We start from the raw sequence: 26,982 nt of genomic DNA, 5'->3' as shown, positions 1-26,982 counted from the left end.
CGGGCCCGGTCCCTCGATCGTAGGAAGATCGTCGGGGTAAAACGGTTCGCCCCGGCGGCGGAGTCCTACCGTCCGCATATGACCGCGTCCCCCGTGCCGTCCGCGTCCCCCATCCCGTCCGCGTCCCCCGTGTCGTCCCTGTCCTCCGTGCCGTCCTCGCCCGTGTCTCCCGTACGGCCCTCACCGGGCCCGGTGGCGTCCGGTGGGGATGGGGACCGCGCCGAGCGGCCCCGGCTCACCGAGTTGCGGCTGACCTCCTTCGCCGCGCACCGCCGTGCCGCCTTTCCGCTCGGTCGGCTCACCCTGTTCGCCGGTGCCAGCGGCTGTGGCAAGACGACCGCGTTACGGGCGTTCGGGGCGCTGGCCGGGCTCGGTGGCGGTGGCGCGCTGGACGAGGTGTTCCCCGACCCGGTCGCCTGCGTCCCCGAACGGGCCCGCCCCGACGCCCAGCGCCGCCGCGGATTCCGCATCGGCTGCACGGCCGACGGCCCCGAGGGCCCGGTCCGGCTCGACGTCGCCGTCCAGGTCGAACCCACGCTGCGGGTGATGGGGGAGCGGTTGAGCGCGGGCGGACTGGTCCTGCTGGAGACCGCCCTGCGCGATCCGGACCGGCGCCGGGTCCAGGCCGCCTGGCACACCGCCGGACAGTCACCGGTCACCCGCGCCCCGCTGCCCGACGACCGCCTCGGCACGGCCCTGCTCCCGCTGCACGTCGCCGGCCGGACGGACGGACAGCGCAGGGTGCTCGCCGCCGCCGAGCAGATGGTGGTCGCCCTGCGCTCCGTCTTCGCCTGCGATCCGCGCCCCGGCCGGATGCGCGCCCCCGTCCCCACCGGCTCCGGACGGCTGCTCGGCGGCTGCGACAACCTCGCCGACGTCCTGTGGCGCACCCGCGCGGAGTGCGGACGGCGGCACGCGCACCTGATCGCCGCCCTGGACGCCGGATGCGCGGGCCCCGTCACGGACGTCCTCGCCGTCCCGGGCGGTACGGGAACGGTCCGGGCGCTGCTCGACCGGGGCGACGGGAACCGGTCGGATTTCGGGCGGCTCGGCGACGGCGAACTGCGGTACGCGGCCCTCGCCCTGGTGCTGCTCACCGGCCCCGGCGTCCTGGAGGTCGACACCGCCAAGGAGGTACCGGCGGCCATGCAGACCCTCACGGTGCTCGCCGACAACCTCGACCGGGGCATGGACCCAAGGCAGCGGCTCGAACTGCTGCGGCTCGCCTCCCGCATGTGTGAACGCGGGCACATCCGGCTCGTCGGCGCGGTCGGCGACGCGTCCTGGGCAGCCGGGCTGGAGGGGGTCACGGTGGTACACCTGAAGCCGTGACCGAACCTCTCGACGTGGCGAAACTCCAGCGCAGGCTGGCCGAGTTCGCCGCCGCGCGCCACTGGCAGCCGTACCACACCCCCAAGAACCTCGTCGCCGCGCTCAGCGTGGAGGCCTCCGAACTGGTCGAGATCTTCCAGTGGTTGACGCCCGAGGAGTCCACCCGCGTCATGGCCGACCCGGACACGGCGCACCGCGTCACGGACGAGGTCGCCGACGTGCTGGCGTATCTGCTGCAACTGTGCGAGGTGCTCGGCATCGACCCGCTGGCCGCCCTGGAAGCGAAGATCGACCGGAACGAGCGGAGGTTCCCGGCGCCGTAGAATCCTCAACTCCGTTATCACTCTCCGGAGTTGTTCGCCTGTCCGAAACCGATTCGTTGTCCGAAGATTTCCGCCTTCCTCTGGCTTTTCGTCTCAGGCGCCCTCACTCTGGGTAGTGGACAAGGGAGTTCGGGCGGACGTGCCGAGGCGCGTCGGGAGCAGACGGGGACAGCGCATGGACGCGGTGCGGCTCATCGTGACGAGCAGACGTGCCCTGGCGGGGAGTGGCGGGGCGCCGCAGATCATGGCGGAGATATGGCAGGCGCAGGCCCTGGCCCAGGCGATAGGCAGCCGCCTCGCGGTCTCCGGCCCGCCCGAACTCAGAGGCGAGGCCCTGGGACTGACCGAACTGGCGGGCCGGGGCTGCGGGGTGCTCGATCCCCCCGAGATCGACACCGAGACCCTGCGGGCGGCCCAGCTCACCGAACTGGGAGACGCCCGGCAGGCCCTCCTCTGCCTCGGTGGTCTCCTCGGCGAGGTCGGCATCGCCCTCGTCGGCCTCGCCTCCGCGGCGGACGACGAGCGGACGTACTGGCAGTGCATGGAGGCGATCGACGCGGCGGACGAGGCGCGGGACCGGGTCGTGGAGATGCTGCGGAAGCTTACGGACCGGGATGAGGCGTTACCGGCGTAGCGGTGCGGTGTGCGCCTACGGTGCGGGGGCTGTGGGTGCGTGTGCGACTGCGGTCCGGTGGGGGCTGGTCGCGCCCACGCGGCGGAGCCGCACATCGATACAGCCCCGCGCCCCTTAGGTGGGTGCAGTTGCCGTCCGCTTCAGCTGCGGGCAATCGTGCCGCTGGGGCGGCACCCGCAAAGCGCCGGCGAGCGCCCCCACCCCCGCCGGCAACAGCCCCGGGCACAGTGCAACCCCAGAGGATCAGTCCCGCTCCTCCGCACCAACCCCCCGCTCGCTCCCCCCGGCCGATTGAAGATCCGCGTCCAGGGCCGACAGGTCCGCGTTCAGCGCCGCCATCAGCTCCTCCATCTGCTGCAACAGCCCCTTCGGCTGTCCGGCCCCCGCAGCGAGCGGCACGGTTTCTTCGGACATGACGGCCTCCTAGGCCCAAGGCCCCCGAGGGAGGCCGACGCGGGTGAGGGATGACGCCCCGGCGGCGACCGTCCGGTGGCGGGGCGCCGGACGGTCCGGCTCCGCCCGAGCCAACGATCACCACCGGGGCGGGTCACTGGCGAGGTCGCCCCCCGCGTACGGCGTTGACGGATTTTCACCCGACCGGGGACAGGGGCGCCGCCGCCGGAGCATCTTCCGCCCGTGCCTTACGCTTTCTGCTCCGTGTGGCCAGGGGGGCCACTGAGTCTGGGGGGAAGCGCCATGCGCGCCTACATTCGCCGTGCCCGCGTGCCGGCCGTGCTGTTGTCCGCCGTTCTGCTGACGGGATGTTCGTCGGACGCGCTGACGGCGAGACCGAAGCCGGACGCCTCGGCACCGCCCGCCGCCGAGAAGGACGCGTCGGCGGGGAAGGTGTCCTCCGCCGGTCCCGTCCTGAAGGTCGGGGAGAAGGGCGAGTTCGAGACCGGTGAACTGGGCGCGGACGGCGAGACCTACCAGGTCACGTCGAGGATGTCCGTCGAGGTCGTCGGCGCCGAGTACGTGACACCGGACGAGGTGGACGTGGGCGGCGGGCCGGAGAACGGGCAGTTCGTCAAGCTGTCGCTGACGCTGAAGAACATCGGCGACGCACCCGCGAGGGTCATGACGTACGGCGTCATGGAGTGGCAGGACACCGACACGGCCGCCCAGGACGCCTCCACGCCGGCCGGCTCCGGCGACGGGCGGGCCCTCGACGCGACCTACCGGCCGGGACAGTCGGCCACCGGGTATCTCGTCCTCGACGTGGGCCGCAAGGGCGGCACGGTGAGCTACAACGGGTCCGAGGACCCGAACGCGCAGGGTCCGCTGTTCTCCGTGGCCCTGCCGGAGTCCTGAGGCGTGAGAGGCGACATGCATGATGGGTGCATGGATCTCCGCATCTTCACCGAGCCCCAGCAGGGCGCCACGTACGACACCCTCCTCGCCGTCGCCAAGGCCACGGAAGACCTGGGGTTCGACGCATTCTTCCGCTCGGACCACTATCTGAAGATGGGCGACGGGGACGGTCTCCCCGGCCCCACCGACGCCTGGATCACCCTCGCGGGCCTCGCCCGTGAGACCCGTCGCATCCGGCTCGGCACGCTGATGACCGCAGGAACCTTCCGCCTCCCCGGTGTGCTCGCCATCCAGGTCGCGCAGGTCGACCAGATGTCCGGCGGCCGCGTCGAACTCGGCCTGGGCGCGGGCTGGTTCGAGGAGGAGCACACGGCGTACGGCATCCCCTTCCCGAAGGAGAAGATCGCCCGCCTGGAGGAGCAGTTGGCGATCGTCACCGGGCTGTGGGCGACGGAGGTCGGCGAGACCTTCGACTTCCACGGCGAGTACTACGACCTCAAGGACTCGCCCGCGCTGCCCAAGCCCGCGCAGCCGAGGATCCCCGTGCTCATCGGCGGCCACGGGGCGACCCGCACCCCGCGGCTGGCCGCGCGGTACGCCGACGAGTTCAACATGCCGTTCGGCTCGATCGAGGACAGCGAGCGCCAGTTCGGCCGGGTCCGGGCCGCCGCCGAGGAGGCCGGCCGCGGGGCGGACGAGATCACCTATTCCAACGCCCTCGTCGTCTGCGTCGGCAAGGACGACCAGGAGGTGGCCCGCCGCGCCGCCGCCATCGGCCGCGAGGTGCCCGAGCTGAAGGCCAACGGCCTGGCGGGCACCCCGGACGAGGTCGTCGACAAGATCGGCCGGTACGCGAAGATCGGCTCCCGGCGCCTCTACCTCCAGATCCTCGACCTCTCGGACCTGGACCACCTGGAACTGATCTCGTCCCAGGTGCAGTCGCAGCTGTCGTAGGGCGTGGGCGCGGAGCGGGGCGTCAGAGGTAGCGGACGCCCCGCTCCGCGCTGCCGGCCAGGAAGCCGGAGAGGCGGGCGCCGTAGCGGATCCAGCGGCGGCGCAGGGTGGGGGAGCGGGCCAGGTCCGGGGTGTGGATCAGGAGCCAGGACCAGTTCATCAGGACGGTCCGGGCGTCCCGGCGCTCGAAGCCGGCGTGGCGGTAGGCGGCGTACAGGCGGGCGCCGGACCTGCCGTAGTTCCACTTCTGCCGGGCCAGCGAGGTGAGCTCGGCGCGCAGCCGGTAGTGCATCCGGGCGTCGGGCGCGTAGCCGACGCGGTAGCCGCACAGATGGGCCCGCCAGGACAGGTCCATGTCCTCGCCGCCGCCCCGGTACCGCTCGTCCCAGCCGCCGATCGTGGTCAACACGTCCTTCCAGGCGGCGCAGTTGGCGCCGCGCGCGAAGGGCAGGAAGTCCGTCTGCCCGGTCATCGGCATCGGCTGTTCGTCGGCGTAGGCGGGGCTGAGGACGCTGCTGTCCAGGCTGCCGCCCACCAGGTCCGCGTCCCGCGCGGCGGTGGCGAGCGCGGCGAGCCAGCCGGGGTCGGCGACGTCGTCCGCGTCGCAGAACGCGATGAGGTCGCCGCGGGCGGCGGCGATGCCGCGGTTGCGCGCGTAGCCCTCGCCGGCGCGTTCGCCCGCGTCGACGATCCGCAGCCCGGGCAGGTCGGGGCGGGCCTTCTCCGCCACCTCGCGGGTCGCGTCGGTCGAGCCGTTGTCGACGACGAGGACCTCCCAGTCGCCCGGGTACTCCTGGGCGGCGAGCGCGCGCAACTGCGCCGGCAGGGTGAGCGCGCCGTCGCGGACGGGGATCACCACGGACACCAGGTCCGGGGCGCGCCCGCGGCGGGGGTCGGCCGGAGCGGGCTCGGCCACGGCGGCGGTCAGGTGGACGCCCTCCACCAGCGCCGCTCCGGCGGCACGGGCCGCGGACACGGTGGCGGCCCCGTCGCCGCCGCGGCGCCGCACCAGCAGCCGCGGCACCATGACGTGTGCCGCCGTCCGGCCCGTCGTACCCAGCAGATCGCGGCGTACGGCGTAGGCGGCGCCGTCGAGTCCGGGCGTCAGGGCGATGCCGTCGACGAGGTCGTCGGGGCGCAGCCGGAGTGTGCCGCAGGTGACGAGGCCCGCGCCGTCGCGGGCGGCTCCGGCCAGGTGGCGCAGCAAGTGGGGCAGGGGTTCGTCGCGGCCGTGGAGGAAGGCGACGTAGGCGGTGGACAGGGCGCGTGCGGCCTCGACGCAGGTCTCGGCGGCCGTGTCGGGAGTGCAGGGCACGAAGCGCAGCCGGGGGTCGGGGGAGGGGGCCGCCGGGGTCACCACGGTGACGGCCGCGGGCGGCGCGGACTGGCCGAGCAGGCCGCGCACCGCCGGCTCCCAGGTGCCGTCCGGAGCCGCGACGACGACCCCGATCGCGGGGGGTTCGGTGGGCGTCACCGTCAGCCGCCCACCGCGACGGGTTCCAGGCGGAAGTCGACGTCGTTGGGCGGCGCGACCAGCAGCGGGAGCAGTTCCTCGCGGGTGCGGGCCTCGCGGCGGCGGCGTTCCTGGGCGTTCATGGCCTCGGTGTAGGACCGGCGCTGCGCCGACCCGAACCCGGTCTCGGGCGCCTGGGTCAGGGACTGCGGCCAGATCCGGTACCGGTACAGGACGCTGCGGACGCTGCGCAGCCGGTACAGCCGGGCCGCCCGCAGATGGAAGTCGGTGTCGGCGCCCAGCCGGACGGTGCCGTCGAAGCCGCCGAGCCGCTCCAGCACCTCGCGGCGCACGACCGACGAGGGATGCAGCAGCACCGTCGAACGGCCCAGCCGCATCCACAGGTTGCCGTTGCGGGGCATCCGGCGCCTGCCGGTGCCTTGGCCCGACGCGTCGATGTACTCGTAGGCGCAGCCCACCAGATCCGCCTTGCCCCGTTCCAGCAGGGCGAGTTGACGGCGCAGCCGGCCGGGCATGCTGATGTCGTCGGCGTCCTGGAAGGCGATGTAGGGGGTGTCCGCGGTCTCCAGCACCTTGTTCTTGATGCGCAGATGGCCGACGTTCTCGGAGGTCCGCAGCACGGTCAGCCGCGGGTCCCCGGCGTACGGGCGCAGGGCCGCGGTCCACGCCTCGTCGGGCGAGCAGTCGTCGACCACGACGAGGCGGAGGTCGGGCCGGTCCTGGGCGAGGACCGAGCCGACCGCCTGGCCCACGTAGTCCGCGCAGTCGTAGTGGGGCAGGACGACGGTGACCGCCGCCCGGGTCTGTGCCGGTGTCCGCACGGTGTCTCCCTTCCGGGCCGCCGCTGCCGGCGACCGCCTGTGTGGGCGTGCGGACGGCCGCCGAGCGAGGCGGCCGTCCCGTGTCAGCGTCCGGTGTGCGCCGCCGCGGGCCGCGCCTCGGCGGCCGGGCTGCGGAAGTCGCCCTCCTCGCCCCAGGCCACCTGCCGCAGCGGGCGGCCCGCCGCACCGCGCGCGGCGAGCTGCGCGGCGACCGCGCAGAACCAGGTCAGGTGCACGGCCTTGACGGTCCAGCGCTTCAGGCCGCGTACCGTGCCGCCGCTGCCGTCCCAGGCGGCGAGCGGCCACAGGCCGTGGAACAGGGTGCCGGTGAGGTAGGTGCGGGCGGTCGGCCACGGGTAGTCGGCCGTGCAGGTGACATGGCTGTACAGGGAGCGGCGCAGCCGGCGCAGGGTGTCCGAGGTGCGGGCGACGCGGTAGAAGCTGCCGTGGGCGTCGGGCACCACTTCGAGGGCGTGCAGGGGGTCGGCCGCGTCGGGGTCGAGGAGTTCGAAGAGCACATGGCCGTCGTCGGCGAGCCGCCGGGCCGGGATGCCCCCGGCGAGCACGTCGGAGGCGACGAGCATGCAGGCCGCCGCCGGCAGGGCACCGGGCGGCACCGTGACCCCGGAGACCCGGTCCATCGTGCGGGAGGTGGCCGAGGCGCGGGGCAGGGCGACGAGGCGGGCGCCGACGGCACCGGTGCGGCCGCGTTCGTGGAAGCGGTCGACGAGCCGGGCCAGGCAGCCGGGGCCGAACTCGACGTCGTCGTCGGTCCACAGCCAGCCCTCGTGACCGAGCGGGCGGGACAGTTCGAGGGCCGTGTTGATGGTGCGGATCTTGCCCGGTCCGGGCAGGGCGAAGCCGACGACGGGCAGAGCGGTGGACCGGGTCAGCCCGCGCAGCCGGTCCAGGGCCTCCGCCTGTTCGCCGGGGCCGTACTGCATGCCCAGCCAGACCGTCAGCGGCAGTTCGGGACGGGTCCGTCGGACGTCGTCGAGGGCGTCGAGGAGATGGCCGAGCGCGGTCTCCTGCGCGGCCCGGTCGCAGCGCGCCACATAGGTCGGCAGCAGCACGCCGAGTCCGCCGGAGGGCAGCGGCCCCGGATCCTCCCGGATCTGGCCCGAGCGGACCAGGGTGACCGGGGTCCGCGGCGCGGGCGGCGGATCGAAGCCGCGGGCCACCGCGCGCTGCCACGCCAAACGTCCGCCTCCGGTGCCCCCGCGCATCCGTGTCCCTTCGTCGGCCGAACCCGTGCACCGCCCGTTCCGGCCCTCCGCCGGATTACCGCGGACGAAGGGGAATTCAGCGTCGAGGCGCCCGCCGCACAATGCGTGGAATGCGCTGATTTCGACGGGGCGTACTCTAACCGGCGTTCCGAAGTGATCACAAGACCGGTCACCCTGTTTCTGATCTGTGGCCGAAATGCTGGCGTTCCGCTTGTATCTGTTCGGTGAATCCGCCGGGCAGGCGCACCCCATTAAGGCGGCGGCCTGGCCGAATTGCGTTGCTGCCGCACATGGTTCGCCCCCACCATGATCCGGGAAACGACCGAAAAGAGTCGGCCGGATTTTTCCGCGCCGTCCGGTGGGCCGGTGCCAGGTGCGGTCGGCCGCCACGGCTGTGGCAGGCTAACGGGACGCCATTCCGCGCCATTCGTCGCGGCGACGGAAGGAAGGCGGAAGGAAGGTGGCACGCATGAGGTATTCCGCACCCGCGGAACAGCAGTGGGGAGGGGCGTCCGGGCCGTCGGCCGGGCGTGACGTCCGGCTGCACGCACAGGGGATCGTCAAGAGCTACGGCCGCCGCCGTGTCCTGAACGGCGTCGACCTCGTCGTCCGCGCCGGCGAGGTCGCCGCGATCGTCGGCAGCAACGGGGCCGGCAAGTCCAGCATGCTCAAGATCTGCGCGGGCCTGCTCGCCCCGGACAAGGGCCGGGTGACCATCACCGGACGCCTCGGCTACTGCCCCCAGAACGCCGGTGTCATGGGATTCCTCACCCCCCGCGAGCACTTCACGCTGTTCGGCACGGGCCGGGGCATGGGCGGCCGCGACGCCGACCGCCGCGGGCGCGAACTCGCCTCCAAGCTCGACTGGTCCGTCGCCCGGGGCACCCTCGCCAAGGACCTCTCCGGCGGCACCCGGCAGAAGCTGAACGTCGTCCTGTCCGCCCTCGGCGACCCCGACGTCCTGCTGCTCGACGAGCCCTACCAGGGCTTCGACCGGGGCTCCTACGTGGACTTCTGGCAGAACGTCTGGAACTGGCGCGACCAGGGCAAGGCGATCGTCGTGGTGACCCACATGCTCAACCAGCTCGACCAGGTGGACCAGGTGCTGGACCTCAGCCCGCGCGCCCAGGAGGCCGGCCGATGACCCGCACCCTGCGCATGGCCGAGATGACCCTGCGGGAACTGCTGCGCCGGCGCGGGGTGCTGGGACTGCTCCTGCTCGTGCCGCTGGTGTTCTATCTGGGCCGGCACGACCAGCCGGGCCAGGCCATCCGCTTCGCCAGCCTCGGAGTCGGCTTCGCGGTCAGCACCGCGGCCCTCTTCTCGGCCGTCGGCGGCCGGGAGATCGAGTCCCGGCTGACCCTGTCCGGCTTCCGGCCCCGGCACCTGTACCTGGGCCGCACCCTCGCCCTGCTCACCGCCGGACTGCTGATCTCCGCGCTGTACGCCGTGGTCGTCGTCGTGGACCAGGACGTGGCCGACCCGCAGGCCGTCGCCCTGGAGCTGGTCCTGACCACGCTGGTGGCGGTGCCGCTCGGGCTGCTGCTGGGCCTCGCCGTGCCCCGGGACCTGGAGGGCAGCCTGCTGCTGATCTCCGTCATCGGCGCGCAGATGGTGATCGACCCGGCCAAGGACGCCGCCAAGGCCCTGCCCTTCTGGTCGACCCGGGAGATCATCACCTACGCCGTCGACGGCGCCGGCAGCGGTTCCCTCGTGTCCGGCGTCACGCATGCCGTGGTGGTGACCGCGTTGCTGGTCCTGACGAGCGGCGCCGTCCTGTCGGTGCGATTGCGCCGACGCACGCACATGCAATTCGTGTGAATCCACCGAGCGTCTGTCCGCCCATCGGGGGCCGGGCCCGTCCCGGCCCCCGATGCTTTGCGGAACCCGCCGAAGGAAAAGTGACTCTGTCTCGCCGATACGAACACGTGTAGGGTTGGGTAATCGTCCTGCCGACACGGCGTCAGCCGCTCGGTTCGGTGGCCCGGCTCGTCGCCTCTCCCCAGAAAGGAGAGTTCGTGAACGGTGCACAGCGATTACCCCTCGGCGATTCCACGGAACAAGCCCTGTCGAGGGCGACGGAATTCCTCCGCTCCGCACGTGACGCGGACGGCTGGTGGAACGACTACGAAGTCCGCGGCCCCGGCCAGTTCTGGGCCACCGCCTTTGTCGGGGCCTCACTCGCGGAATTGCCCGAGGGACCCGGACGCGCGGCGGCGGTCTCCGCCTGGGAACTGCTGAAACAGGCCCGCGGCCCGTCCGACGGCTGGGGCTACTGTCCCCAGGTCCCCGGCGACGCCGACATCACCTCCTGGGTGCTGCGCCTGGCCGAGGCGCTGGACGCCTCGCGGGACGCCCGCGCCGAGGAGGGCTACCGCTTCGTGGCCGCGCACCTCCAGGACGACGGCGGCATCTCCAGCTACCTGCCGGAGTTCGCCGCACCCTTCCTGGACCGGGTGGCCCCCCGCTGGGACGCCTGGTACGCGAGCCACGCCTGCGTCACCGCGGCCGCCGCCGGACTGCTCGAACTGCCCGTCCACGAACGGCTGTTGGCCCGGCTCAGGGAGATCCAGCGCCCCGACGGGGCATGGCCCGCCTACTGGTGGCCCGACCGGGAGTACCCGACCGCGCTCGCCGTGGAGGCGCTCACCGCCGGTCCGCAGGCCGACGTGCCGGCCGAGGTGCGCCCGGCCGCCCGCTGGGCCGCGGCCAGGATCGGCGCCGACGGTGCCGTACGCACCGAGTGGGAGCCGGAGGGCTCCGCCTTCGCCACCGCCTTCGCCCTGCGCGCCGTCCTGGCGGGGGCACCCGAGGACCGTGACACCGTCCGCCGGGCGGTGTCGTATCTGCTCGACTCCCAGGAGAAGGACGGCGGTTGGCGGCCCTCGGCCTGGTGCCGGGTGCCCGGCCCCATGGAGTTCGACCCCGACGCACGCGAGCACTGGGAGCGCGGACGGCGCGGAAAGGCCGCGCTGGGCTCCGTCGTCCTGGACACCAGGGCGCTCTACACCACGGCGTCCGTAGTCGCCGCCCTCGCCAGGGCGAACGCCGCGGCGGCGGCCCCGGCGGCCGGGCCGAGCCGCGCGACCGGCCGGGCATGACGGCGCGCGCCGCGCCCGACCGGACAACAAGCCGCGCCACGACCGGACAACAAGCCGGACAACAAGGGGGAATGCCGGTGAACACCTCACCGCAGCTCGTCCAGCGCACGCAAGTCCCGGCCGGACCATCGCTGTTGGGCCAGGGCGACGTCCTCGCGCGGCTGCGGGACCACGAACGGGGGCCCATCCACATCATCGACCCGTTCAAGGTGCCGCAGGCCGAGGCCGTGGAGAAGGCCAAGCTCCTCGACACGCTCGGCTATCCCGCCGTGATCCTCGCCAGCACCGACTACGAGTCCTTCGAGGACCGGATGGACCCGTACGTGGCGGCGATCAAGGAGGTCACCTCGCTGCCGGTGCTGCTGCACTTCCCACCGCGCAAGGGGCTCGGCTTCCCCCTGGCCCGCGGCGCCGACGCGCTGCTGCTGCCGGCGCTGCTCGGCTCGCGCGACGACTACTACGTGTGGAAGAGCTATCTGGAGACCCTGGTCAACCTGCCCGTCCGGGTCGACCGAGAGGACTGGCCCGAGCTCCTGCTCGCCGTCGCCCTCACCTTCGGCGAGGACCACAAGACCGGTGACCTGCTGGGCACCGTGCCGGTCGCCACCGTCGGCACCGAGCAGATCGACCGGTACATCGCGGTCACCCGCAGCTTCGGCTTCCACATGGTGTACCTGTACTCCCGCTACACCCAGGTCCCCGTCGAGGTCGTCCGGCACTTCCGCCGCCGGCTGGACCCCGACCAGATCGTGTTCGTCAGCGGCAACGTCCGCCGGCGGGAGCACGTCACCGCCTATCTGGAGGCGGGCGCCGACTACGTGGGCTTCGCCGGGGCGCTGGAGCACGCCGACTGGCGGACGACGCTCACCGAGATCAGCGCGGACCGGACGTGACCGCCGCACTGCCCGCGGACTACACCGCGGCCATGCTGGTCACCGAGTCCGACAACCGCGACCACGTCACGGAGTTCGTCGCCCGCAACGGCGGCTCGCCCGACCTCGTCGCCCACACCGCCGCGTTGCGCCTGTACCTGCGGGTGCCGCACTTCCTCACCGAGTGGATCACCGACCCGCACACGCGGGCGGCGGTGGCCCGCGCGCTGGCCCTGGACATCGTGGCGATGAAGCTGCTCGACGACCTCATGGACGACGACACCGGGCTCAACCGCATCGAACTCGCCTGTCTGTGCCTGCATCTGCATCTGACGGCCCTGAAGGAGATGTGCGAACTCGCCGCGGACGCCCGGTCGGTGACCGACCTGCTGGAGAGGGACTTCACGGCGGTCTGCACCGGCCAGATCCGCACCAAGAGCCACCGGGCCCGCGACCTCGACGAGTGGTGCGCCAACGCCAGCACCTACGGCGCCACCTTCCTCGGCTGCTACGGCTCGCTCGCCGCGCTCTGCGGCCGCCAGGAGAAGTCCGTGGACCCCGCCCGGCGCTTCGCCGAGGCGTTCGGCACGATCATCACCATCGCCGACGACCTCACCGACTACGACCGCCACGGCGAGCGCGAGGGCAACCTCGGCCACCTGATGCGCACCGGGGCCGTCCCCGCCGCGGAGGTCGAGGCGCTCCTGGAGCGGCTGCGGACGCAGGCGCTCGACGCGGTGCGGGAGCAGCCGGCCTCCTCGGGACTGGTCCCCGTCGTCGGCCTCTACACCGACGACGTGCTGGACCGGCTGCTGCCGCGGCACCTGGTGCGCTGAGAGCAGGTGAACCGCCGGCCGACGGCCTATCGGGGCTCGCCCCGGTAGGCCATCACGTCGTCGAAGACGAACAGGTCGACGTCGCCGTCCGCGAAGTCGTCCAGGACGTGCCGGGCGGTGTGCGCGATGGCCTGGCCGGGACCGTTGAGCGAGGTGTTGATCAGCGCCGGGACCCCGGTCAGCGTCTCGAACGACCCGAGCAGCCCGTGCAGCCGCCGCTGGTCCGCGCCCAGCGTCTGGATCCGGCAGGTGCCGTTCACGTGCCGGGCCTCCGGAGCGGTCCCCTCCGGCAGGTCGTACTCGAAGAGCATGTACGGCGAGGGCCGCCCGCCCGGGTACAGCTCGGCGAACCGCTCGTCACGCATCACCGCGCCCAGCGGGCGGTACCACTCGCGCTGCTTGAGCTTCTCGCTCATCCGCTTGCGCATGCCGGACACGGCCGGGCTGCCCAGCAGCGAGCGGTGTCCGAGCGCCCGCGGCCCGAGTTCGGCCGCCCCCTCCGTCAGGGCCACCACACCACCGTCCGCGAGCAGCCGGGCGACCGCGGAGGCGTCGTAGGGAACGGCCTTGAGGCCCGCGGTGTCCAGGGTGGCCAGGACGTCCGCGGGGGCCTCGCCGGTGCCGTTGCCGTAGACGCTGAGGGGCTCGGGCCGCTGGCCCAGCACGTAGGTGAGGGCGTAGATGCCCGCGCCCGCGAGGTGGCCGGCGTCGCCGCAGGCCGGGGGGATGGCGATGTCGCGGCCGAAGCTCTCGCGCAGCGCCGAGTTGGCGACGATGTTCAGCGCGCAGCCGCCGCCGAGGGCGATCGGGCCGACGCCCGTCGCGGTGCGGGTGACATGCCGGTCCAGGACGGCGTGCACGGTCTCGGTGAACAGCTCCTGGAAGGTGGCCACGACATGGGCCGCCGACTCGAACTCCGGGTTGAACTCCGGGCGTCCGGCGAGCTCGGCCCGCACCCGCTCGGCCAGCTCCAGATCGTGCATCACCCGCGGGTCCACCGCGAGCAGCTGTTCGCGGACGCGCGCGTCCGGCTGCCCGTAGCCGCCGAGGGCCATCACCTTGCCGGCGACGCTGGGGCTCTTGCCGAAGCCCAGCAGATGACCGATCGCGGTCCAGCCGAAGCCGTTGCCGTACCAGGGCAGCGGGTCCTTGGCCACCCACTCCAGACGGCCGTCGTCGACCCGGAACAGGGAGCTGCGGGTGAGCTGTCCGCGGCCCTCGTTGACCAGGACGAGCGTGCCGTCCTCGTGCCCGGCGTAGTGGGCCGCCAGGGCGGCGTGGGAGACCTCGTGCGTGACGACCACGCAGTCCACGCTGCGGCCCAGCAGCTCGCAGGTGGTCCGGTGGTGCGGCGCGCCGCCGTCGATCCGCTCCATGGCCCGGTCCAGGTCCGGGATCCGCAGCAGCGCGCTGCGGACCGGGGTGCTGACCGCCACCAGGTCGATGCCGTCGACGTCCACGCACTCCTGGGACAGCACGTGTTCCAGGGCGAGGTCGGAGCGGTGGTCGTGCTTGACGCGGGTGAGCCGCTCGGTCTCGACGGCGAAGACCAGCCGTCCGTCCTCGAAGTAGCCGACGCCGGTGTCGTGACCGGCGGAGTGGAGAGACAGTACCTTCATCGGCGCTCCTGGTCAGCAGGGGTGAAGGGGGTGAGGGCCGAGTACGCGGCCCACTCGACGCGGTACAGCGGCCGGCCGGTCAGCCCGCGCAGGAACAGCTCCGTGCCGATCCCCGCGAACCAGGCGAAGTAGAGCCACTTGATGGCCGCCTTCTGGATCCCGCGCCGGCGCCCGTCCTCGGCGTCGAAACCGGTCAGCGGCCACATGCCGGAGAACAGCAGATGCCGGAAGTAGTGGCGGACCACCGGCAGCGGCCAGTCGGCGAGGTCGACGAGATGGTTGAGCAGGATCCGGCGGATACGGCGGCGGGTCTCTCCCGCGGGCCCGGCGACGTGGTAGTGGCACAGCGCGTCCGGGACCAGGCGCAGCCGGCCCAGCGGATCGGGTGCCTCGGGGTCCAGCAGCCGGAAGCAGACGTAGCCGTCGTCGGAGATGTACCGGCCGGGCATCCCGCCGGACAGCACGTCGGTGGCCACCAGGATGCAGCAGCCGTGCGGATAGGCGGTCGCGGGCGCCGCGATCTCCTTGGCCCGGGCCAGCAGCCGCGAGGTGGCGAACGCCTTGGTGTGCGGGACCTTCGTCGCGCCCACCGCGCCCCGGCAGCCGCCCGCCAGGAAGTCCCGGGCCAGCGCCGCCAGGCAGCCCGGTTCCAGGACCACGTCGTCGTCGACCCAGCCGACCCCGACACAGCCAAGGAGTTCGGCCACCTCGACGGCCGCGTTGAGCGTGCGGGGCTTGCCCGGCCCCGGCAGGGACAGCCCGCAGACGGCCAGCCGGGGCAGCCGGGCGCGGGCCCGGGCCAGCAGCGCCCGCAGCCGTCGTACGGACTCGTCCTCCTCCTCGGGCGAGGACCACTGCATGCCGACGAACAGCACGACGGGCGCGCCCGGTTGGGCCTCGGTCAGCCCGGCCACCTGATCCAGCAGGGCGTCGAGCCGCTTCTCCTGGTCGCCCAGCGGGCCGCGGGAGACGTAGGTCGGGGCGATCAGGGCGAGGGCGGGAGGCACGTCGGCGCGCAGGGCGTCGGCGGCGGCCCGGGCGTGGCCCAGCAGGGGCGCCTCGCCGGACGGGCCGTCGGGCAGGACGTGGCGCACCGGCACCGACCAGGACGCCGGCGGGCGGAAGCCGCGGGCCATGGCCGTGCGGATCAGATGGGTCGGGAGCGGCTCGCCCGACCGCTTGCGGCCGAAGGGCGGGAGCGGTTCGTTGAGCCGGACGGGAGGGCCCGGCCGCACCGGGGCGGCCGGGCGCGTGATCTCAGAAGTCACGGTCGGTGTTGGAGGTCGACTTCGCCAGACTGCGCAGACCGTCCAGGGTGTTGCGCCACTGGCCGGTCGTGGCCATGTGGGTCACCAGCGGCTTCGCCATCTCGCGGCGCAGGAAGAACGCGCGGTAGGCGGCCTGGGCGCGGCGCTGGGCGTCGGGCACCAGATAGCCGATCCGGGCGTCGAACTCGCCCTGCACGAACCGGTCCCAGTAGTCGGCGGGTATCTGTCCCGCGGCCACCGACTCGGTGTGCAGCGGGGTGGCCGGCAGCGGGGTCGCGGTGTAGAAGCTCGCGTAGTCCAGCGGGATGCGGCAGGCGAGGTCGACGGTGGCGCGGAACTGCTCGCGGGTCTCGCCGAGCCAGCCGACGATGAAGTAGCCGAACCCCTTGATGCCCGCCTCGTGCGCGGAGGTGACGGCCCGTTCGATCTTCGCGATGTCGCTCTCCTTGCGCATCCGTTTGAGGATCTCCGGATCGCCGTGCTCGATGCCGAACCGCAGCCGTACGCAGCCGGCGCCGGCCATCGCCTTCAGCAGCGGCTCCGGTACCAGGTCCACCCGGGTGGGCGCCTCCCAGCGCACCTTCAGGCCCTGTTCGCCGATGAGCGCGCAGATTTCCCGGACCCGGCCGCGGTGCAGGGTGAAGACATCGTCGTAGAACATGATCTCCTTCACCCCGAAGCGTTTCTTCAGCTCCGTCATCTCGCCGACGACGTCCTCGGGGCTGCGGTACATCGACTTCTTGTCGACGGCCTGCTTGAAGCAGAAGCTGCATTTGAAGGGGCAGCCGCGGCTGGAGATCATCGTGGCGAACGGTCGCGGGGCCATGATCGAGTAGTAGCTGTTCATCGGCAGGCCGTCGCGGGAGGGCCAGCCGACCTCCTCCAGGTTCACCATCGGAGCGGCCCCGCCGTCGTGCTCGCGGGTCACCAGCCCCCGGATGCCCTCGGGTTTCTCGCCCTGCTCCAGCGCCTCGGCCAGCTCCGGCATGATCGTGATGCCCTCGCCGACCCCGACGTAGTCGATGCACTCGTGGAAGAGGTTCTCGTGGGCGTAGACCTCGGTGTGCGGTCCGCCGAGGATGACCTTGGCGCCGGTGCTCTTGGCCGCCTGGCAGGCCTCCACCGCGCCGGGCAGACCGGGTGTGGTGGTGCTGACGCCGACCAGGTCGGGGCCGAAGTCGGCGAGGAGCTTGCGCAGGCCCTCGCTGTCCAGGCCGAGGGCGGGGGTGTCGACCTGGATGACGTTGTGGAAGCCGGCCGACTTCAGCGCGGTGTGGATGTAGCCGAGCCCGAGGTGCGGCAGTACGCCGGCCCGCTTCTGGATCTGGGTGATCTGACGGGTGTTGAGGCACAGGTCGTGGTGGCGGACCAGGGCGATGCGCAGGTTCCGCTTGCGCCAGCGCGGCAGCCGCGTGCGGTCCGGTGCCGGGGCGACGGCCGTCGAGCAGCCACCCGACGCGGCCCCCGCCGCACCGGTACTGATGACGGGCAGTGTCTTCCGCATGATGTCCCCTCCTTCTGTCCTTCTGGGGTCGTGCGGGTGGTGGTGGTCGTACGCGTGGTGGCGCTGTACGGGCGGGTCTCAGGCGGCTCTGCCGGCCGCGAGGGACTGGAGTTGGAGCAGGTAGAGGGCGAGCGGCTGGAGCCGGCTGACCCGCTGCGGGGCCCCCGGGCCGCGGCCGGCGGCCAGCAGCCGCGGCAGGATCCGGTCGGGGTCGCGCCACCAGCCGCGTTCGGCGAACGACGCCTCGGCCAGCAGCCGCAGCAGATACGCCAGCCGGTGCCCGACGAGCACCGGCCCGTGGCGCTGCGGTACGGCCGAGGCGAAGCCCAGCGCGGCGTGCTCGGGGAAGGCCCGGTGCAGCGCCTGGTCGTGGAAGGTGCCGTCGATCAGGAACCGCCGCGGCACCGAGGCGAGATGGTCGACGAGGGCGTGGTCGAGGTAGGGGGTGTGGATCACCGCGCGGCCGTCGCCGAGCGCGAAGGGGGCCAGCGCGATGGACCGCCGGGTGCGGTTGTGGAAGAAGAACGAGCCGAGCGGGAGGGCGGCCTCGGCGTGCCGGGCCAGCTCCCGCACCAGCCGGTCACGGGCGCGCTCCCGGCTCCACAGGACGCGGGTCCGCGGGCCGAGGAGGTGCTCGACGTGCGCTCCGGTGCGGCCGGCGGCCAGCAGCCGGTCGGCGAGAGCGGGCAGCGCGGCCGCGTCGTAGGGGGTCTCGCGGATCAGCTGGATGCTCGGGTTCTGGGCCAGCTCGCCGCCCCCGAGCCCGTCGTACCACAGGCCGCCGCGGCGGCGCAGGAAGGCCAGCAGCGGCAGGATCCAGGCGCCGTCCAGCGTGCCCATGCCCTGGGCCGGGTTGGCGAAGCGCTCCGCCCGCAGCTGTGAGCGCGGCGGGGCCACGGTGCGGTGCGGCAGGCCGAGGCGGCCGGCGAGCTCGGCGGCCACCCGGGCGTCGGCCCCCGGGTCCGGCGGGAACTTCGCGCCGCTGACGCACAGCCGCGGCGGTGCCCCCTGGCGGCACAGCTCCAGCAGGATGTGCCGGGAGTCCCGGCCGCCGCTCAGCGGAAGGTCGTACGGCCCCTGGGGCAGCCGGCGGGCCACGGCGGCGCGGAAGAGGTCGACGAAGCCGTCGACGGCCTGCTCCCGGGTGAGGTCGGCCGGGGGCGGCACGGGGGGTGCCGCGGAGGTGAGGTCCAGCGCGCCGCGGGTCCAGGTCAGGGTGGCGGCGGGAGGCAGCGCGCGGATCTCCGCGAAGGCGGTGTCCTCGCCCAGGAAGAAGCCCAGCCGCAGGAAGACGGCGAGCGCGTCGTGGTCGAGGTCGGCGTGCTCGCCGGGCGCCAGCAGGGCGAGCGGGTCGGGGGAGAGGGCCACCGAGCCGGCGCCGGCGCGGTAGTACAGCGGGTGCGTGCCGTACCGGTCGGTGCGGGCCAGCAGGCGGTCGCCGTCCCACTCCCAGGCGGCGAAGACCCCCTCGGGCGGCGGGCCTTCGGCCAGCGGGTCGCCCCCGAGGACATGGCCGAGCCGCGCCTCCTTGTCGCCCTCGGCGCGGACCCCGTCGGGCGTGGCGACGAGCCGGACGCGGGGCTTCACCGGGGATCCAGCAGGGGGCGCACGGCGTCCCCGATCCGGCGGGCCACGGCCTCCTGGTCGAGCACGGACTCGGCGAAGCCGATCGCGGCCTTCTTGTGCACCTCGATCGCCGAGGGCCGGGCCAGCCAGTCGTCGACCGTGCGGAAGAGGTCCTCGGGCGCGGCGCAGGCCCGGCCCAGGTTGTGCTCGTGGATCAGCCCCGGCACCCAACTCTCCATCGGCAGGCCCGACTCCAGCATCAGCACGGGGATCCCGAAGTAGGCCGCCTCCAGCGTGGTGTTGGGCCCGGCCTTGGAGACGAGCAGCCCGTACGGCGAGCGGGAGGCGCGGTCGATGTAGTCGAAGTACTGGGCCTGGGTGAGCCGGCTGTGGAACCGCCAGTGCGCGAGCCGCTCGGCGCCGGCGGCGGCCCGCCGGGCCAGGTCGGGGTCGTCGTAGCCGACGAACACCAGGTCGGTGTCCGGGTGGTGGGCGGCGATGTGGTGGACCAGCTCCAGATAGACGTCGCCGCCCCGGTTGCAGAACACGATCAGGCGGGGGCGCCCGGAGTCGGTGTCCCCGCCCCAGGGCCCGGCCGCCGGGGCGGCGGACTCGTCGGTCATGAAGTCGCGCAGGTCGTGCTGGGCGACCAGCGGGCCCACCACGCGCACCCGGTCCGGGTCGGCGCCGGCGGCCTCCACCAGCCGCTCCTTGGCGTGGGCGAACCCCACCAGCGTCAGGTCGGGATGCGGGCTGCGGTGCAGCGGCAGCTGGAGCAGCCCCGGGTTGGTGACATGGCTGACCACCCGGGTGGGCAGTCCCGCGAGACGTACGGCGGCCACGCACAGCCGGGCCACGAAGCCCTTGGTGCCGACCACCACGTCCGGCGCGGTCTCGCGCAAGTGGGCGACGAGCGGGGCGAGTTCGGCACTCTGGGCGGGTGCGGGGTCGGTCTCGAAGTCGGTGGGGAAACGTTCCTGGAGGCGGGCCATCAGGCCCATGTACCGCTCGGTGCGGACGGCCGCGGTCGGGCTCTCCAAGGAGATCGTGCGGATCTCGGCCCCCGCCTCGCCGAGCCAGGGCAGGATCGGCTCGGCCTCCAGCAGGGCCACGTCCGCGTCGACGGCGCCGCGCAGCACCCGGGAGAACCGGGTGGCGGCCAGATAGTTGCCGAACTCCCCCCAGGTCCGCGGGGAGAGCACCTGGATGCGGGGCAGGTCAGGGCGCACGGTGGGGCTCCTCGGTCAGGTCGAGGCAGTCGGGGGACGGGGAGTGCACGGTCAGCGCCTGCGACCACAGCTGGTAGGTCAGCAGCGCCCACAGCTTGCGTGAGGTGTCGCGCCGGCCGCTGAGATGGTCGTCGGCCAGCACTCGTACGGCACCGGCGTCGAACAGCCCGCCCCGGTCCAGCGCGGACGCCGAGAGCGTGTCCAGCAGCAGCGGCCGCAGCTCGCCGCGGAGCAGGGCCGCCAGCGGGGCGCGGAAGCCGAGCTTGGTGCGCCGCACGATGTCCTCGGGCAGCCAGTCGGCGGCCACCCGGCGCAGCAGGTACTTGCCGGTGAAGCGGCGCAGCTTCAGCGAGACGGGCAGCGCGTTGCCGTACTCGACCAGGTCCAGGTCGAGGAAGGGCGAGCGCAGTTCGAGGGCGCTGCGCATACCGCCGCGGTCGGTCTTGGTGAGGATCACGTCCCGCAGGAAGTGCGCCACCACGGCGAGCTGGCTGCGCTGGACGCCGGTCAGCTGCGGCTGGCCCTCCAGGAGCCGGGCAACCTCGGTGAAGGGGTCGTGCCCAACCAGGGCCGCGCGGGCCTCCGGCCGCAGCAGACCCGGCAGTTCGGCCGGGCCGAAGGGAGCCGTCGACAGATAGAAGCGGTGCTCGGGCGCGGCCCGCAGCCCCCGGGCCAGCAGCCCCAGGGCAGCGGCGGCGGGCAGGTTCCCGGACCGCGCGGGCAGCCGGCGCACCACGGTCCGCACCAGCGCCTCCAGCCGGGGCGCCGGCATCAGCCGCAGCAGGATCTCGATCGCCCGCTCGGCCTGGAAGTACCGGTAGCCCAGCAGGAGTTCGTCGGCGCCGTCCCCCGTGAGCACCCCGCGCACATGCGCGCGTGCCGCCCGGCAGACGATCCGGGTGGGCAGCAGGGAGGGGTCGGCGAGCGGCTCGTCGGCGCGGGCGTATTCGGACTCCACCACCTCGGCGAGATCACGGCCGCCGATGCGGACCACGTGGTGCTCGGTGCCCAGATGCCGGGCGACCGCGCGGGCGTGCGCGCTCTCGTCGAAGTCGTGCGCCTCGAAGCCCGCGCTGAACGTCGGCACCGGCCGGTGCGGGGAGAGCTGCTGGGCGACGGCGGCCACCGCGCTGGAGTCGAGCCCGCCGCTCAGCAGCACGCCGAGCCGGCGGTCGGTGCTGGTGACCCGGCGGGCGACCGCGGCCCGGAACAGCTCCTCGAAGCGCGCGGCGGCCTCCCGCCGGCCCGGCGGCCGCCCCTCGGCGGTCAGTCTCGGCCGCCAGTACTCCACTTCGCGCAGCCGCCCCTCGGAGTACTCCAGACAGCTGCCCGGGCGGACCTTGCGCACATCGGCCACGGCCGAGTCGGGCGCGCAGAACGCCTGGAGCGTCAGATAGCCGGCCAGTGCGCGCACGTCCGGGGTGGCGCGGACGTCGGGATGGCGCAGCAGCGCGGTGAGTTCGGAGGCGAAGGCGATCCCGCCGGGGACGCGTGCGTAGTAGAGCGGCTTCTTGCCCATCGGGTCGCGCACCAGCGAGGTCGTCGCGGTGCGCGCGTCGTGCAGCACGAAGGCGTACATGCCGCGCACCCGCTCCAGCACCTTCATGCCGTGCCGCTCGTACAGCTCGACCAGCACCTCGGTGTCGCTGCCCGTGCGCAACCGGGCGCCCGTGGCGCGCAGTTCGCGGCGCAGCTCCTCGTGGTTGTAGATCTCGCCGTTGAGGACGAGCGCCGTGGCACCGCTCGCGGAGACGAACGGCTGCCGCCCGCCGTCCGGGTCGACGAAGGTCAGGGCGCAGTGCGCGAAGGTCATGCCCCGGTGGTGGCACCAGCTGCTGCCGTCGGGACCGCGGTGCGCCACCGCGGCCAGCATCCGCTCGGCCGTGGCACGGGAGTCGTCCGAGCCCGCGCCGGTGTCACTGAATCCCACGAAGCCGCACATACGGCTACGACCGGTGGGTGGGGGCCATCCCGGCCGACGAGGCGGTCCCCTGTGGCGGGGCCTGGGCGAGCACCTGGCGGGCCCACTCGATCTGGGTGGCCAGCCCGGCGCGCAGGTCCGTGCGCGCGGTGAAGCCGAGCCGCTGTCGCGCCCGGCCGGTGTCGGCCGTGGTGGCCCGTACGTCGCCGATCCGGGCGGGCCCGTAGCGGGCGTTCGGCGTCAGGCCGGTCAACTCCCCGGTCAGCGCGAGGATCTCGTTGGCCGACACGGCGTGCCCGGTGCCGATGTTCAGCACGCTGCTGCCCTCGTCGAACCGCGTGGCGGCGAGCCGCAGGGCGCGCACGATGTCCGAGACATGGACGAAGTCACGGATCTGGGTGCCGTCCCCGTACACCTCGATCGGGGTGTTCTCCAGGGTGGCGCGGATGACCCGGCCGATGAACATGTCCGGGCGCTGCCCGGGACCGTAGACCGTGAAGAAGCGCAGGGCGCTCACCGACAGGGTGGCGTCCCGCCGGGCGGCGAAGGCCAGGGCGAGCCGTTCCGCGGCGAGTTTGGTGACGCCGTACGGGGACAGCGGGCGGGGCACGTCGTCCTCGGACATCGTGCCCTCGGCGCCGCCGTACACGCTCGACGAGGAGGCCATCACCACCTTGGGCACGCCGGAACGGACGCAGGCGTCCATAAGTCGCTGGGTGGCCAGCACGTTGCAGTGCAGATACTCCGGGAATTGCGTCCAGGACGGACGGACACCGGGCAGTGCGGCCAAGTGGAAGACCGTGGAGGCATTTTCCAGACAGGCCGAAAGGTCCGCGGAGACGAGGTCGGCGTGGAGGGCGTGCAGGGATCCGCGTTCGGCGGTCGGCGGGATTTCGCGGTTGGCCCAGGAGGCTTTTCGGTCGACACCGACGACGTTTGTCCCGGAGCGCCGCAACGCCTCGACGAGATGGGAGCCGATGAAACCCGCGGCACCGGTGACCACCGCTTTTCCTGTGCTGTCGGCCCCGTCGTGCGCGTCACCCGACATTGCTCATCCCCCTTGGTCCGTGGATATCCGGTCGTTCAAGGCGGTGCTCCGTACTGGTGCAGTCCTCGGGCTTCGGTCGGCTGCGGGGCACGAGAAACCGGCCGGTCCGGAGGTACACGGAAGCCAGAGAATGTGGCCGAGAATGACTGGTGCGCAGCGACGGCGTGCAGGGCGAATTGCCCGGAAGACCCGTGGAGTCTAACAGCGCGATGAATCGGCAGCAACGGCGTCCTGTCGCCCGCGCTTCGAGAAAAAAGCGGTGGCGTGTATTCCGCATCCGTATGCGTCATTCCCAACGGCGGCCCGCCGACTTTATGCTGTGGCCTTCCGCCGCGGGGGAGGGACGTGTTGGCAGGCAGCCCGTTACGGCAGCTCTCCGTTCTGATCCGCTATCTGCGCGGGGAACGGCCGTCCGTTCTCCTTCTCGCCCTGCTCGTCCCCCTCGGAGTGGGGCTGCAACTCGTCGCGCCCCAGATGCTGCGCCGGTTCATCGACCACACGCTGACCGGGAGCCCCGCCGATCTCCTGCTGGCCGTCGCCGCCTGGTACCTGACGGCCGCGCTCGGGCTGCTCGTGGTGACCGTCGCCAGTGACGCCGTGGCCGCCCGGCTCGCCTGGCGCGGCACCAACCGGCTGCGCGCCGACCTGGTGGCCCACTGTCTGCGCCGGCCCTCCCGCTTCTACCAGCGCCATCCGCCCGGCGAACTCCTCGACCGCGTCGACGGCGACGTCACCCGCCTCGCCGCGGTGATGTCCGCGCTGGTGCTGGAGGTGCTGGCCCAGCTGCTGCTGGTGGCCGGCATCCTCGGCGCCCTCTTCCTGCTCGACTGGCGACTGGCCCTGGTCTTCGCCCCGTTCGCGGCCGGCACCCTGCTGCTGCTGCGCGGGCTCGTGGGCCGCGCCATGCCCTTCGTCGCCGCCCGCCAGGCCTCCTCCGCCGACCTCCTGGGCTTCCTGGAGGAACGTCTCGCCGGCGCCCAGGACCTGCGCACCAACGGGGCCGCCGCCCACACCCTGGCCGACCTGGAGGCCCGGCAGGACGAGCTGTACCGGCGGGCGCACCGCGCGGCCCGGGTCTCGGTCCGCTGGCCCGCCACCGTCCAGAGCCTGTCCACGGTCAGCGTCGTCCTCGCCCTCGGTGTCAGCGTCTGGCTGCACGACCGCGGCCAGCTCTCCACCGGCACGGCCTTCGCCTGCCTCTCCTACGCCATGCTGCTGCGCCGTCCGCTGCTGGCCGTCACCACCCGCTTCCACGACCTGGAGGAGGCCGCGGTCAGCGTGCGGCGCCTGACCGAACTGCTGCGCACGGACGGGGAAGAGGAGGTGGACCCGGCGCCCTCCCGGACCGGACGGCTGCCCGACGGGCCGCTGGGCGCCCGCCTCGACGGGGTCTTCTTCGGCTACGACCCGGGCGAACCGGTGCTGCGGGACGTCTCCTTCCGGCTGCGTCCCGGGGAGCGGCTCGGCATCGTCGGCCGCACCGGAAGCGGCAAGTCCACCGTCGTACGGCTGCTGTTCGGACTCCAGCACCCGGCCCGCGGCACTGTCAGCGTCGGCGGGGCGGACGTGGCCGGGCTCGACCCGCGCGCGCTGCGCCGCCGGGTCGCCCTGGTCACCCAGGAGGTCCAGATCCTGCACGCCACCCTCCGCGACAACCTCACCTTCTACGACCCCTCGGTGGACGACGGCCGGGTGCGCGCCGCGCTGGAGGAGGCCGGGCTCACCGAGTGGTGCCGGGAGCTGCCCGACGGACTGGACACCGTGCTGGGCACCGGAGCCCGCGGGATGTCCGCCGGCCAGGAACAACTCCTCGCCCTCGCCCGGGTGTTCCTGCGCGACCCGGCCGTCGTCCTGATGGACGAGCCGACCGCCCGCCTCGACCCCCACACCGAACGGCTCCTCATGCCCGCGATGGAACGGCTCCTGGAAGGGCGCACGGCCGTCGTCGTCCAGCACCGGCCGCACGCCCTGGGCAGCATGCACCGCGTCCTCGTCCTCGACGGGGGCACCGTGGTCGAGCACGGCGAACAGACCACCCTCGCCGCCGACCCGACCTCCCGCTTCCACGAACTGCTGCGCACCGGCTGACGGGCAGGACGGGTGACGGACACGGGGACGCGGGCGCGGGGGGACATCGGGTCGCGGGGCACGTTCGGGCGGCTCGGGGCGGTGCTGCGCGGGTCGGCCGGGGCCTACTGGACCCTGACCGGGCTGTGGGTGCTGCTGCGGGCCGGGACCCTGGCGGTGGGGCTGCTGTTCCAGCGGCTGTTCGACGAGATCGGCGCGGGCGGCGGGGTCTGGCCGCTCATCGCCTGGGTGGCCGCGATCGAGGGGGCCCGGATGTGCCTCCAGTTCGGCGTGATGATCAACCGGCTGGAACCCCACGTCCAGTACGCCACGACGGCACGGCTGCGCCGGCGCCTGCTCGGCTCCGCCCTGCGCGGCCGGGGCGCCGCGGCCCGGACGGCTCCGGGGGAGTCGCTGCGCGTGGTGGGCGAGGACGTCGACGAGACCGGCTTCTTCGTGGCCTGGGCCCCCACCAACCTCGCGCACTGGCTGTTCGTGGTCGCGGCGGTCACCGTCATGATGCGCATCGACGCGCTCGTCACGACCGCGCTGCTCGTGCTGCTGGTCCTGATCACCCTGGTCACCGCCGGGGTCCACGGCCGCTTCCTGCGCCACCGGCGGGCCACCCGCGCCGCCTCGGCCGAGGTCGCGGGCGCCCTGCGCGAGGCGTTCGGCGCCGTGAAGGCGGTGCAGGCGGCGGGCGCCGAGGACCATGTGGCCGCGCACATCGCCCGGTTGAACACCGCGCGGGCCGGGGCGGCGGTACGCGAGGAGCTCTTCGCGGGCGTCCAGCGGACGGTGATCGGCAACGCGGCGCCCCTGGGGATCGGCGTGGTGCTGCTGCTGACGGCGGGACGGGCGCACGAGGGCACGTTCAGCGTGGGCGACCTCGCGCTGTTCACCTTCTACCTCCAGATCCTCGCCGAGGCGCTGGCCTCGATCGGGATCCTGTCGGTACGGCTCCAGCGGGTCTCGGTGGCGCTGGACCGGATCGGGGCGTTCCTGGGGAGGCCCTCGGGTACGGCGTCTTCGGTCAGTGCCGAGAAACCGGAGCGGAAGCCGGAGCCAGAGCCGCCTTCCGCGCCCGCGACTGTGCCCGCGCCCCGACAGGACTCCGGTCTGCGGGAGTTGACCGTCCGGGGCCTGACCGCGCGGCACCCCGGCACCGAGCACGGCGTCGAGGACGTGGACCTCACCTTCGTACGCGGCTCGGTCACCGTGGTCACCGGAGGCGTCGGCGCGGGCAAGTCGACGCTGATCCAGGCCGTCCTGGGGCTGCTGCCGCACGAGCGGGGCGCGGTGCTGTGGAACGGCGAGCCGATCGCCGACCCGGCGTCCTTCCTGGTGCCCCCGCGCTGCGGCTACACCCCCCAGGACCCGCGCCTGTTCAGCGGAACGCTGCGGGAGAACATCCTGCTGGGCCTGCCCGACGAGGACGGCACGGTGCTGGAGGAGGCCGTGCACACCGCGGTCCTGGCACCCGACGTGGCGGCCATGCGGGACGGCGTCGACACCGTCGTGGGCCCCCGGGGCCTCAGGCTGTCCGGCGGTCAGCTCCAGCGGACGGCGATCGCCCGGATGCTGGCCCGCCGCCCCGAACTCCTGGTCCTGGACGACGTCTCCAGCGCCCTGGACCCCACGACCGAGCACCTCCTGTGGAGCAGACTCCTCGACAGCCCCGTCACCGTCCTCGCCGTCTCCCACCGACCCGCCCTGCTGCGCGCCGCGGCCCAGGTGATCGTCCTCGGGGACGGACGCGTGGAGGCGACGGGAACCTGGGACGAGATCCTGGCCGCATCCCCCGAGACCCGCCGCCTCGCGACGGGCCCCGACCACCGGGACGACACCGGTCCGGCGTAGATCGGGCGTAGGTCCG

23 protein-coding genes are annotated in these 26,982 nt (G+C 73.3%); 12 read left to right on the top strand and 11 right to left on the bottom strand.

Going from position 1 to position 26,982, the window contains the following annotated elements; genetic code table 11:
* Positions 1-78 precede the first annotated feature (78 nt).
* The 3 genes from K4B79_RS33235 to K4B79_RS33225 all read left to right on the top strand — a co-directional run bounded on the left by K4B79_RS33235 (position 79) and on the right by K4B79_RS33225 (position 2,289).
* Positions 79-1,332: an ATP-binding protein gene (locus K4B79_RS33235; RefSeq protein WP_232031031.1), complete on the top strand. Its 1,254-nt coding sequence runs from the start codon at positions 79-81 to the stop codon at positions 1,330-1,332.
* Positions 1,329-1,655, top strand: a complete 327-nt coding sequence (locus K4B79_RS33230; protein WP_232031030.1) for a nucleotide pyrophosphohydrolase — start codon at positions 1,329-1,331, stop codon at positions 1,653-1,655. Before K4B79_RS33235 ends, K4B79_RS33230 begins: the two co-directional genes overlap by 4 nt.
* A 175-nt stretch (positions 1,656-1,830) precedes the next feature.
* On the top strand, positions 1,831-2,289 hold the full coding sequence (locus tag K4B79_RS33225; RefSeq protein ID WP_232031029.1) for a DUF6099 family protein: 459 nt from the start codon (positions 1,831-1,833) through the stop codon (positions 2,287-2,289).
* A gap of 243 nt (positions 2,290-2,532) precedes the next feature.
* Here the strand turns inward: K4B79_RS33225 and K4B79_RS33220 are convergent, their stop codons facing one another.
* On the bottom strand, positions 2,533-2,703 hold the full coding sequence (locus K4B79_RS33220) for a hypothetical protein (RefSeq protein WP_232031028.1): 171 nt from the start codon (positions 2,701-2,703) through the stop codon (positions 2,533-2,535).
* A gap of 282 nt (positions 2,704-2,985) precedes the next feature.
* Here K4B79_RS33220 and K4B79_RS33215 point away from each other — a divergent pair, with 282 nt between their 5' ends.
* Together K4B79_RS33215 and K4B79_RS33210 are read left to right on the top strand one after the other, a co-directional pair.
* The gene (locus tag K4B79_RS33215) at positions 2,986-3,600 is read left to right on the top strand and encodes a DUF4352 domain-containing protein (protein WP_232031027.1); all 615 of its coding nucleotides are present in this window, start codon (positions 2,986-2,988) and stop codon (positions 3,598-3,600) included.
* A 30-nt stretch (positions 3,601-3,630) separates the two neighbouring features.
* Entirely contained in the window at positions 3,631-4,554 is a 924-nt protein-coding gene (locus tag K4B79_RS33210; protein ID WP_232031026.1) for an LLM class F420-dependent oxidoreductase, read from the top strand.
* Positions 4,555-4,576: 22 nt separating this feature from the next.
* Here the strand turns inward: K4B79_RS33210 and K4B79_RS33205 are convergent, their stop codons facing one another.
* From K4B79_RS33205 to K4B79_RS33195, 3 genes are all read right to left on the bottom strand, one after another.
* Positions 4,577-6,028, bottom strand: coding sequence for a glycosyltransferase (locus tag K4B79_RS33205; RefSeq protein ID WP_232031025.1), 1,452 nt, complete (start codon positions 6,026-6,028; stop codon positions 4,577-4,579).
* A 2-nt stretch (positions 6,029-6,030) separates the two neighbouring features.
* The gene (locus K4B79_RS33200; RefSeq protein WP_232031024.1) at positions 6,031-6,849 is read right to left on the bottom strand and encodes a glycosyltransferase family 2 protein; all 819 of its coding nucleotides are present in this window, start codon (positions 6,847-6,849) and stop codon (positions 6,031-6,033) included.
* Positions 6,850-6,932: 83 nt separating this feature from the next.
* A complete protein-coding gene (locus K4B79_RS33195; RefSeq protein WP_232031023.1) occupies positions 6,933-8,048 on the bottom strand; it encodes a glycosyltransferase family 2 protein in 1,116 nt (371 codons plus the stop codon).
* Between the two features lie 496 nt (positions 8,049-8,544).
* Here K4B79_RS33195 and K4B79_RS33190 point away from each other — a divergent pair, with 496 nt between their 5' ends.
* The 5 genes from K4B79_RS33190 to K4B79_RS33170 all read left to right on the top strand — a co-directional run bounded on the left by K4B79_RS33190 (position 8,545) and on the right by K4B79_RS33170 (position 12,884).
* Positions 8,545-9,219: an ABC transporter ATP-binding protein gene (locus K4B79_RS33190; RefSeq protein ID WP_232031022.1), complete on the top strand. Its 675-nt coding sequence runs from the start codon at positions 8,545-8,547 to the stop codon at positions 9,217-9,219.
* Positions 9,216-9,896: a hypothetical protein gene (locus K4B79_RS33185; protein WP_232031021.1), complete on the top strand. Its 681-nt coding sequence runs from the start codon at positions 9,216-9,218 to the stop codon at positions 9,894-9,896. The genes K4B79_RS33190 and K4B79_RS33185 overlap by 4 nt, the downstream gene beginning before the upstream one ends.
* Positions 9,897-10,093: 197 nt before the next feature.
* On the top strand, positions 10,094-11,176 hold the full coding sequence (locus K4B79_RS33180) for a prenyltransferase/squalene oxidase repeat-containing protein (protein ID WP_232031020.1): 1,083 nt from the start codon (positions 10,094-10,096) through the stop codon (positions 11,174-11,176).
* Positions 11,177-11,253: 77 nt separating this feature from the next.
* On the top strand, positions 11,254-12,069 hold the full coding sequence (locus tag K4B79_RS33175) for a geranylgeranylglyceryl/heptaprenylglyceryl phosphate synthase (RefSeq protein WP_232031019.1): 816 nt from the start codon (positions 11,254-11,256) through the stop codon (positions 12,067-12,069).
* Positions 12,066-12,884: a Moenomycin biosynthesis protein MoeN5 gene (locus K4B79_RS33170; protein WP_232031018.1), complete on the top strand. Its 819-nt coding sequence runs from the start codon at positions 12,066-12,068 to the stop codon at positions 12,882-12,884. The genes K4B79_RS33175 and K4B79_RS33170 overlap by 4 nt, the downstream gene beginning before the upstream one ends.
* Positions 12,885-12,910: 26 nt before the next feature.
* Here K4B79_RS33170 and K4B79_RS33165 read toward each other — a convergent pair whose 3' ends face one another.
* The 7 genes from K4B79_RS33165 to K4B79_RS33135 all read right to left on the bottom strand — a co-directional run bounded on the left by K4B79_RS33165 (position 12,911) and on the right by K4B79_RS33135 (position 23,039).
* On the bottom strand, positions 12,911-14,503 hold the full coding sequence (locus tag K4B79_RS33165) for a carbamoyltransferase C-terminal domain-containing protein (RefSeq protein WP_232031017.1): 1,593 nt from the start codon (positions 14,501-14,503) through the stop codon (positions 12,911-12,913).
* The gene (locus K4B79_RS33160) at positions 14,500-15,771 is read right to left on the bottom strand and encodes a hypothetical protein (RefSeq protein ID WP_232031016.1); all 1,272 of its coding nucleotides are present in this window, start codon (positions 15,769-15,771) and stop codon (positions 14,500-14,502) included. Before K4B79_RS33160 ends, K4B79_RS33165 begins: the two co-directional genes overlap by 4 nt.
* Complete coding sequence (locus tag K4B79_RS33155; RefSeq protein WP_232031015.1) at positions 15,761-17,275, bottom strand: B12-binding domain-containing radical SAM protein; 1,515 nt, start codon at positions 17,273-17,275, stop codon at positions 15,761-15,763. Before K4B79_RS33155 ends, K4B79_RS33160 begins: the two co-directional genes overlap by 11 nt.
* 78 nt (positions 17,276-17,353) lie before the next feature.
* Positions 17,354-18,862 carry an asparagine synthetase B family protein gene (locus K4B79_RS33150; protein ID WP_232031014.1) on the bottom strand — a complete coding sequence of 503 codons (1,509 nt, stop codon included), beginning with the start codon at positions 18,860-18,862 and terminating at the stop codon, positions 17,354-17,356.
* Entirely contained in the window at positions 18,859-20,070 is a 1,212-nt protein-coding gene (locus K4B79_RS33145; RefSeq protein WP_232031013.1) for a Moenomycin biosynthesis protein MoeGT1, read from the bottom strand. The genes K4B79_RS33150 and K4B79_RS33145 overlap by 4 nt, the downstream gene beginning before the upstream one ends.
* On the bottom strand, positions 20,060-22,000 hold the full coding sequence (asnB, locus tag K4B79_RS33140; RefSeq protein ID WP_232031012.1) for an asparagine synthase (glutamine-hydrolyzing): 1,941 nt from the start codon (positions 21,998-22,000) through the stop codon (positions 20,060-20,062). Before asnB ends, K4B79_RS33145 begins: the two co-directional genes overlap by 11 nt.
* Positions 22,001-22,016: 16 nt before the next feature.
* Complete coding sequence (locus K4B79_RS33135) at positions 22,017-23,039, bottom strand: NAD-dependent epimerase/dehydratase family protein (protein WP_232031011.1); 1,023 nt, start codon at positions 23,037-23,039, stop codon at positions 22,017-22,019.
* A 345-nt stretch (positions 23,040-23,384) separates the two neighbouring features.
* Here K4B79_RS33135 and K4B79_RS33130 point away from each other — a divergent pair, with 345 nt between their 5' ends.
* The gene (locus tag K4B79_RS33130) at positions 23,385-25,127 is read left to right on the top strand and encodes an ABC transporter ATP-binding protein (RefSeq protein ID WP_232031010.1); all 1,743 of its coding nucleotides are present in this window, start codon (positions 23,385-23,387) and stop codon (positions 25,125-25,127) included.
* Between the two features lie 12 nt (positions 25,128-25,139).
* Positions 25,140-26,966, top strand: a complete 1,827-nt coding sequence (locus tag K4B79_RS33125; protein WP_232031009.1) for an ABC transporter ATP-binding protein — start codon at positions 25,140-25,142, stop codon at positions 26,964-26,966.
* Positions 26,967-26,982: the final 16 nt, after the last annotated feature.

It is taken from the genome of Streptomyces lincolnensis, assembly GCF_021173675.1.
GTDB lineage: Bacteria > Actinomycetota > Actinomycetes > Streptomycetales > Streptomycetaceae > Streptomyces > Streptomyces lincolnensis_B.
The sequence above is the reverse complement of the archived record's forward strand: the minus strand, read 5'-3'. Positions and strand labels throughout refer to the sequence as shown.

Bases quoted from the DNA above. Each gene is read 5' to 3' on its own strand.
- K4B79_RS33235 (WP_232031031.1), top strand. From the start codon at position 79: ATGACCGCGTCCCCCGTGCCGTCCGCGTCCCCCATCCCGTCCGCGTCC.
- K4B79_RS33225 (WP_232031029.1), top strand. From the start codon at position 1,831: ATGGACGCGGTGCGGCTCATCGTGACGAGCAGACGTGCCCTGGCGGGG.
- K4B79_RS33220 (WP_232031028.1), bottom strand. From the start codon at position 2,703: ATGTCCGAAGAAACCGTGCCGCTCGCTGCGGGGGCCGGACAGCCGAAG.
- K4B79_RS33215 (WP_232031027.1), top strand. From the start codon at position 2,986: ATGCGCGCCTACATTCGCCGTGCCCGCGTGCCGGCCGTGCTGTTGTCC.
- K4B79_RS33210 (WP_232031026.1), top strand. From the start codon at position 3,631: ATGGATCTCCGCATCTTCACCGAGCCCCAGCAGGGCGCCACGTACGAC.
- K4B79_RS33190 (WP_232031022.1), top strand. From the start codon at position 8,545: ATGAGGTATTCCGCACCCGCGGAACAGCAGTGGGGAGGGGCGTCCGGG.
- K4B79_RS33185 (WP_232031021.1), top strand. From the start codon at position 9,216: ATGACCCGCACCCTGCGCATGGCCGAGATGACCCTGCGGGAACTGCTG.
- K4B79_RS33165 (WP_232031017.1), bottom strand. From the start codon at position 14,503: ATGAAGGTACTGTCTCTCCACTCCGCCGGTCACGACACCGGCGTCGGC.
- K4B79_RS33155 (WP_232031015.1), bottom strand. From the start codon at position 17,275: ATGCGGAAGACACTGCCCGTCATCAGTACCGGTGCGGCGGGGGCCGCG.
- K4B79_RS33135 (WP_232031011.1), bottom strand. From the start codon at position 23,039: ATGTCGGGTGACGCGCACGACGGGGCCGACAGCACAGGAAAAGCGGTG.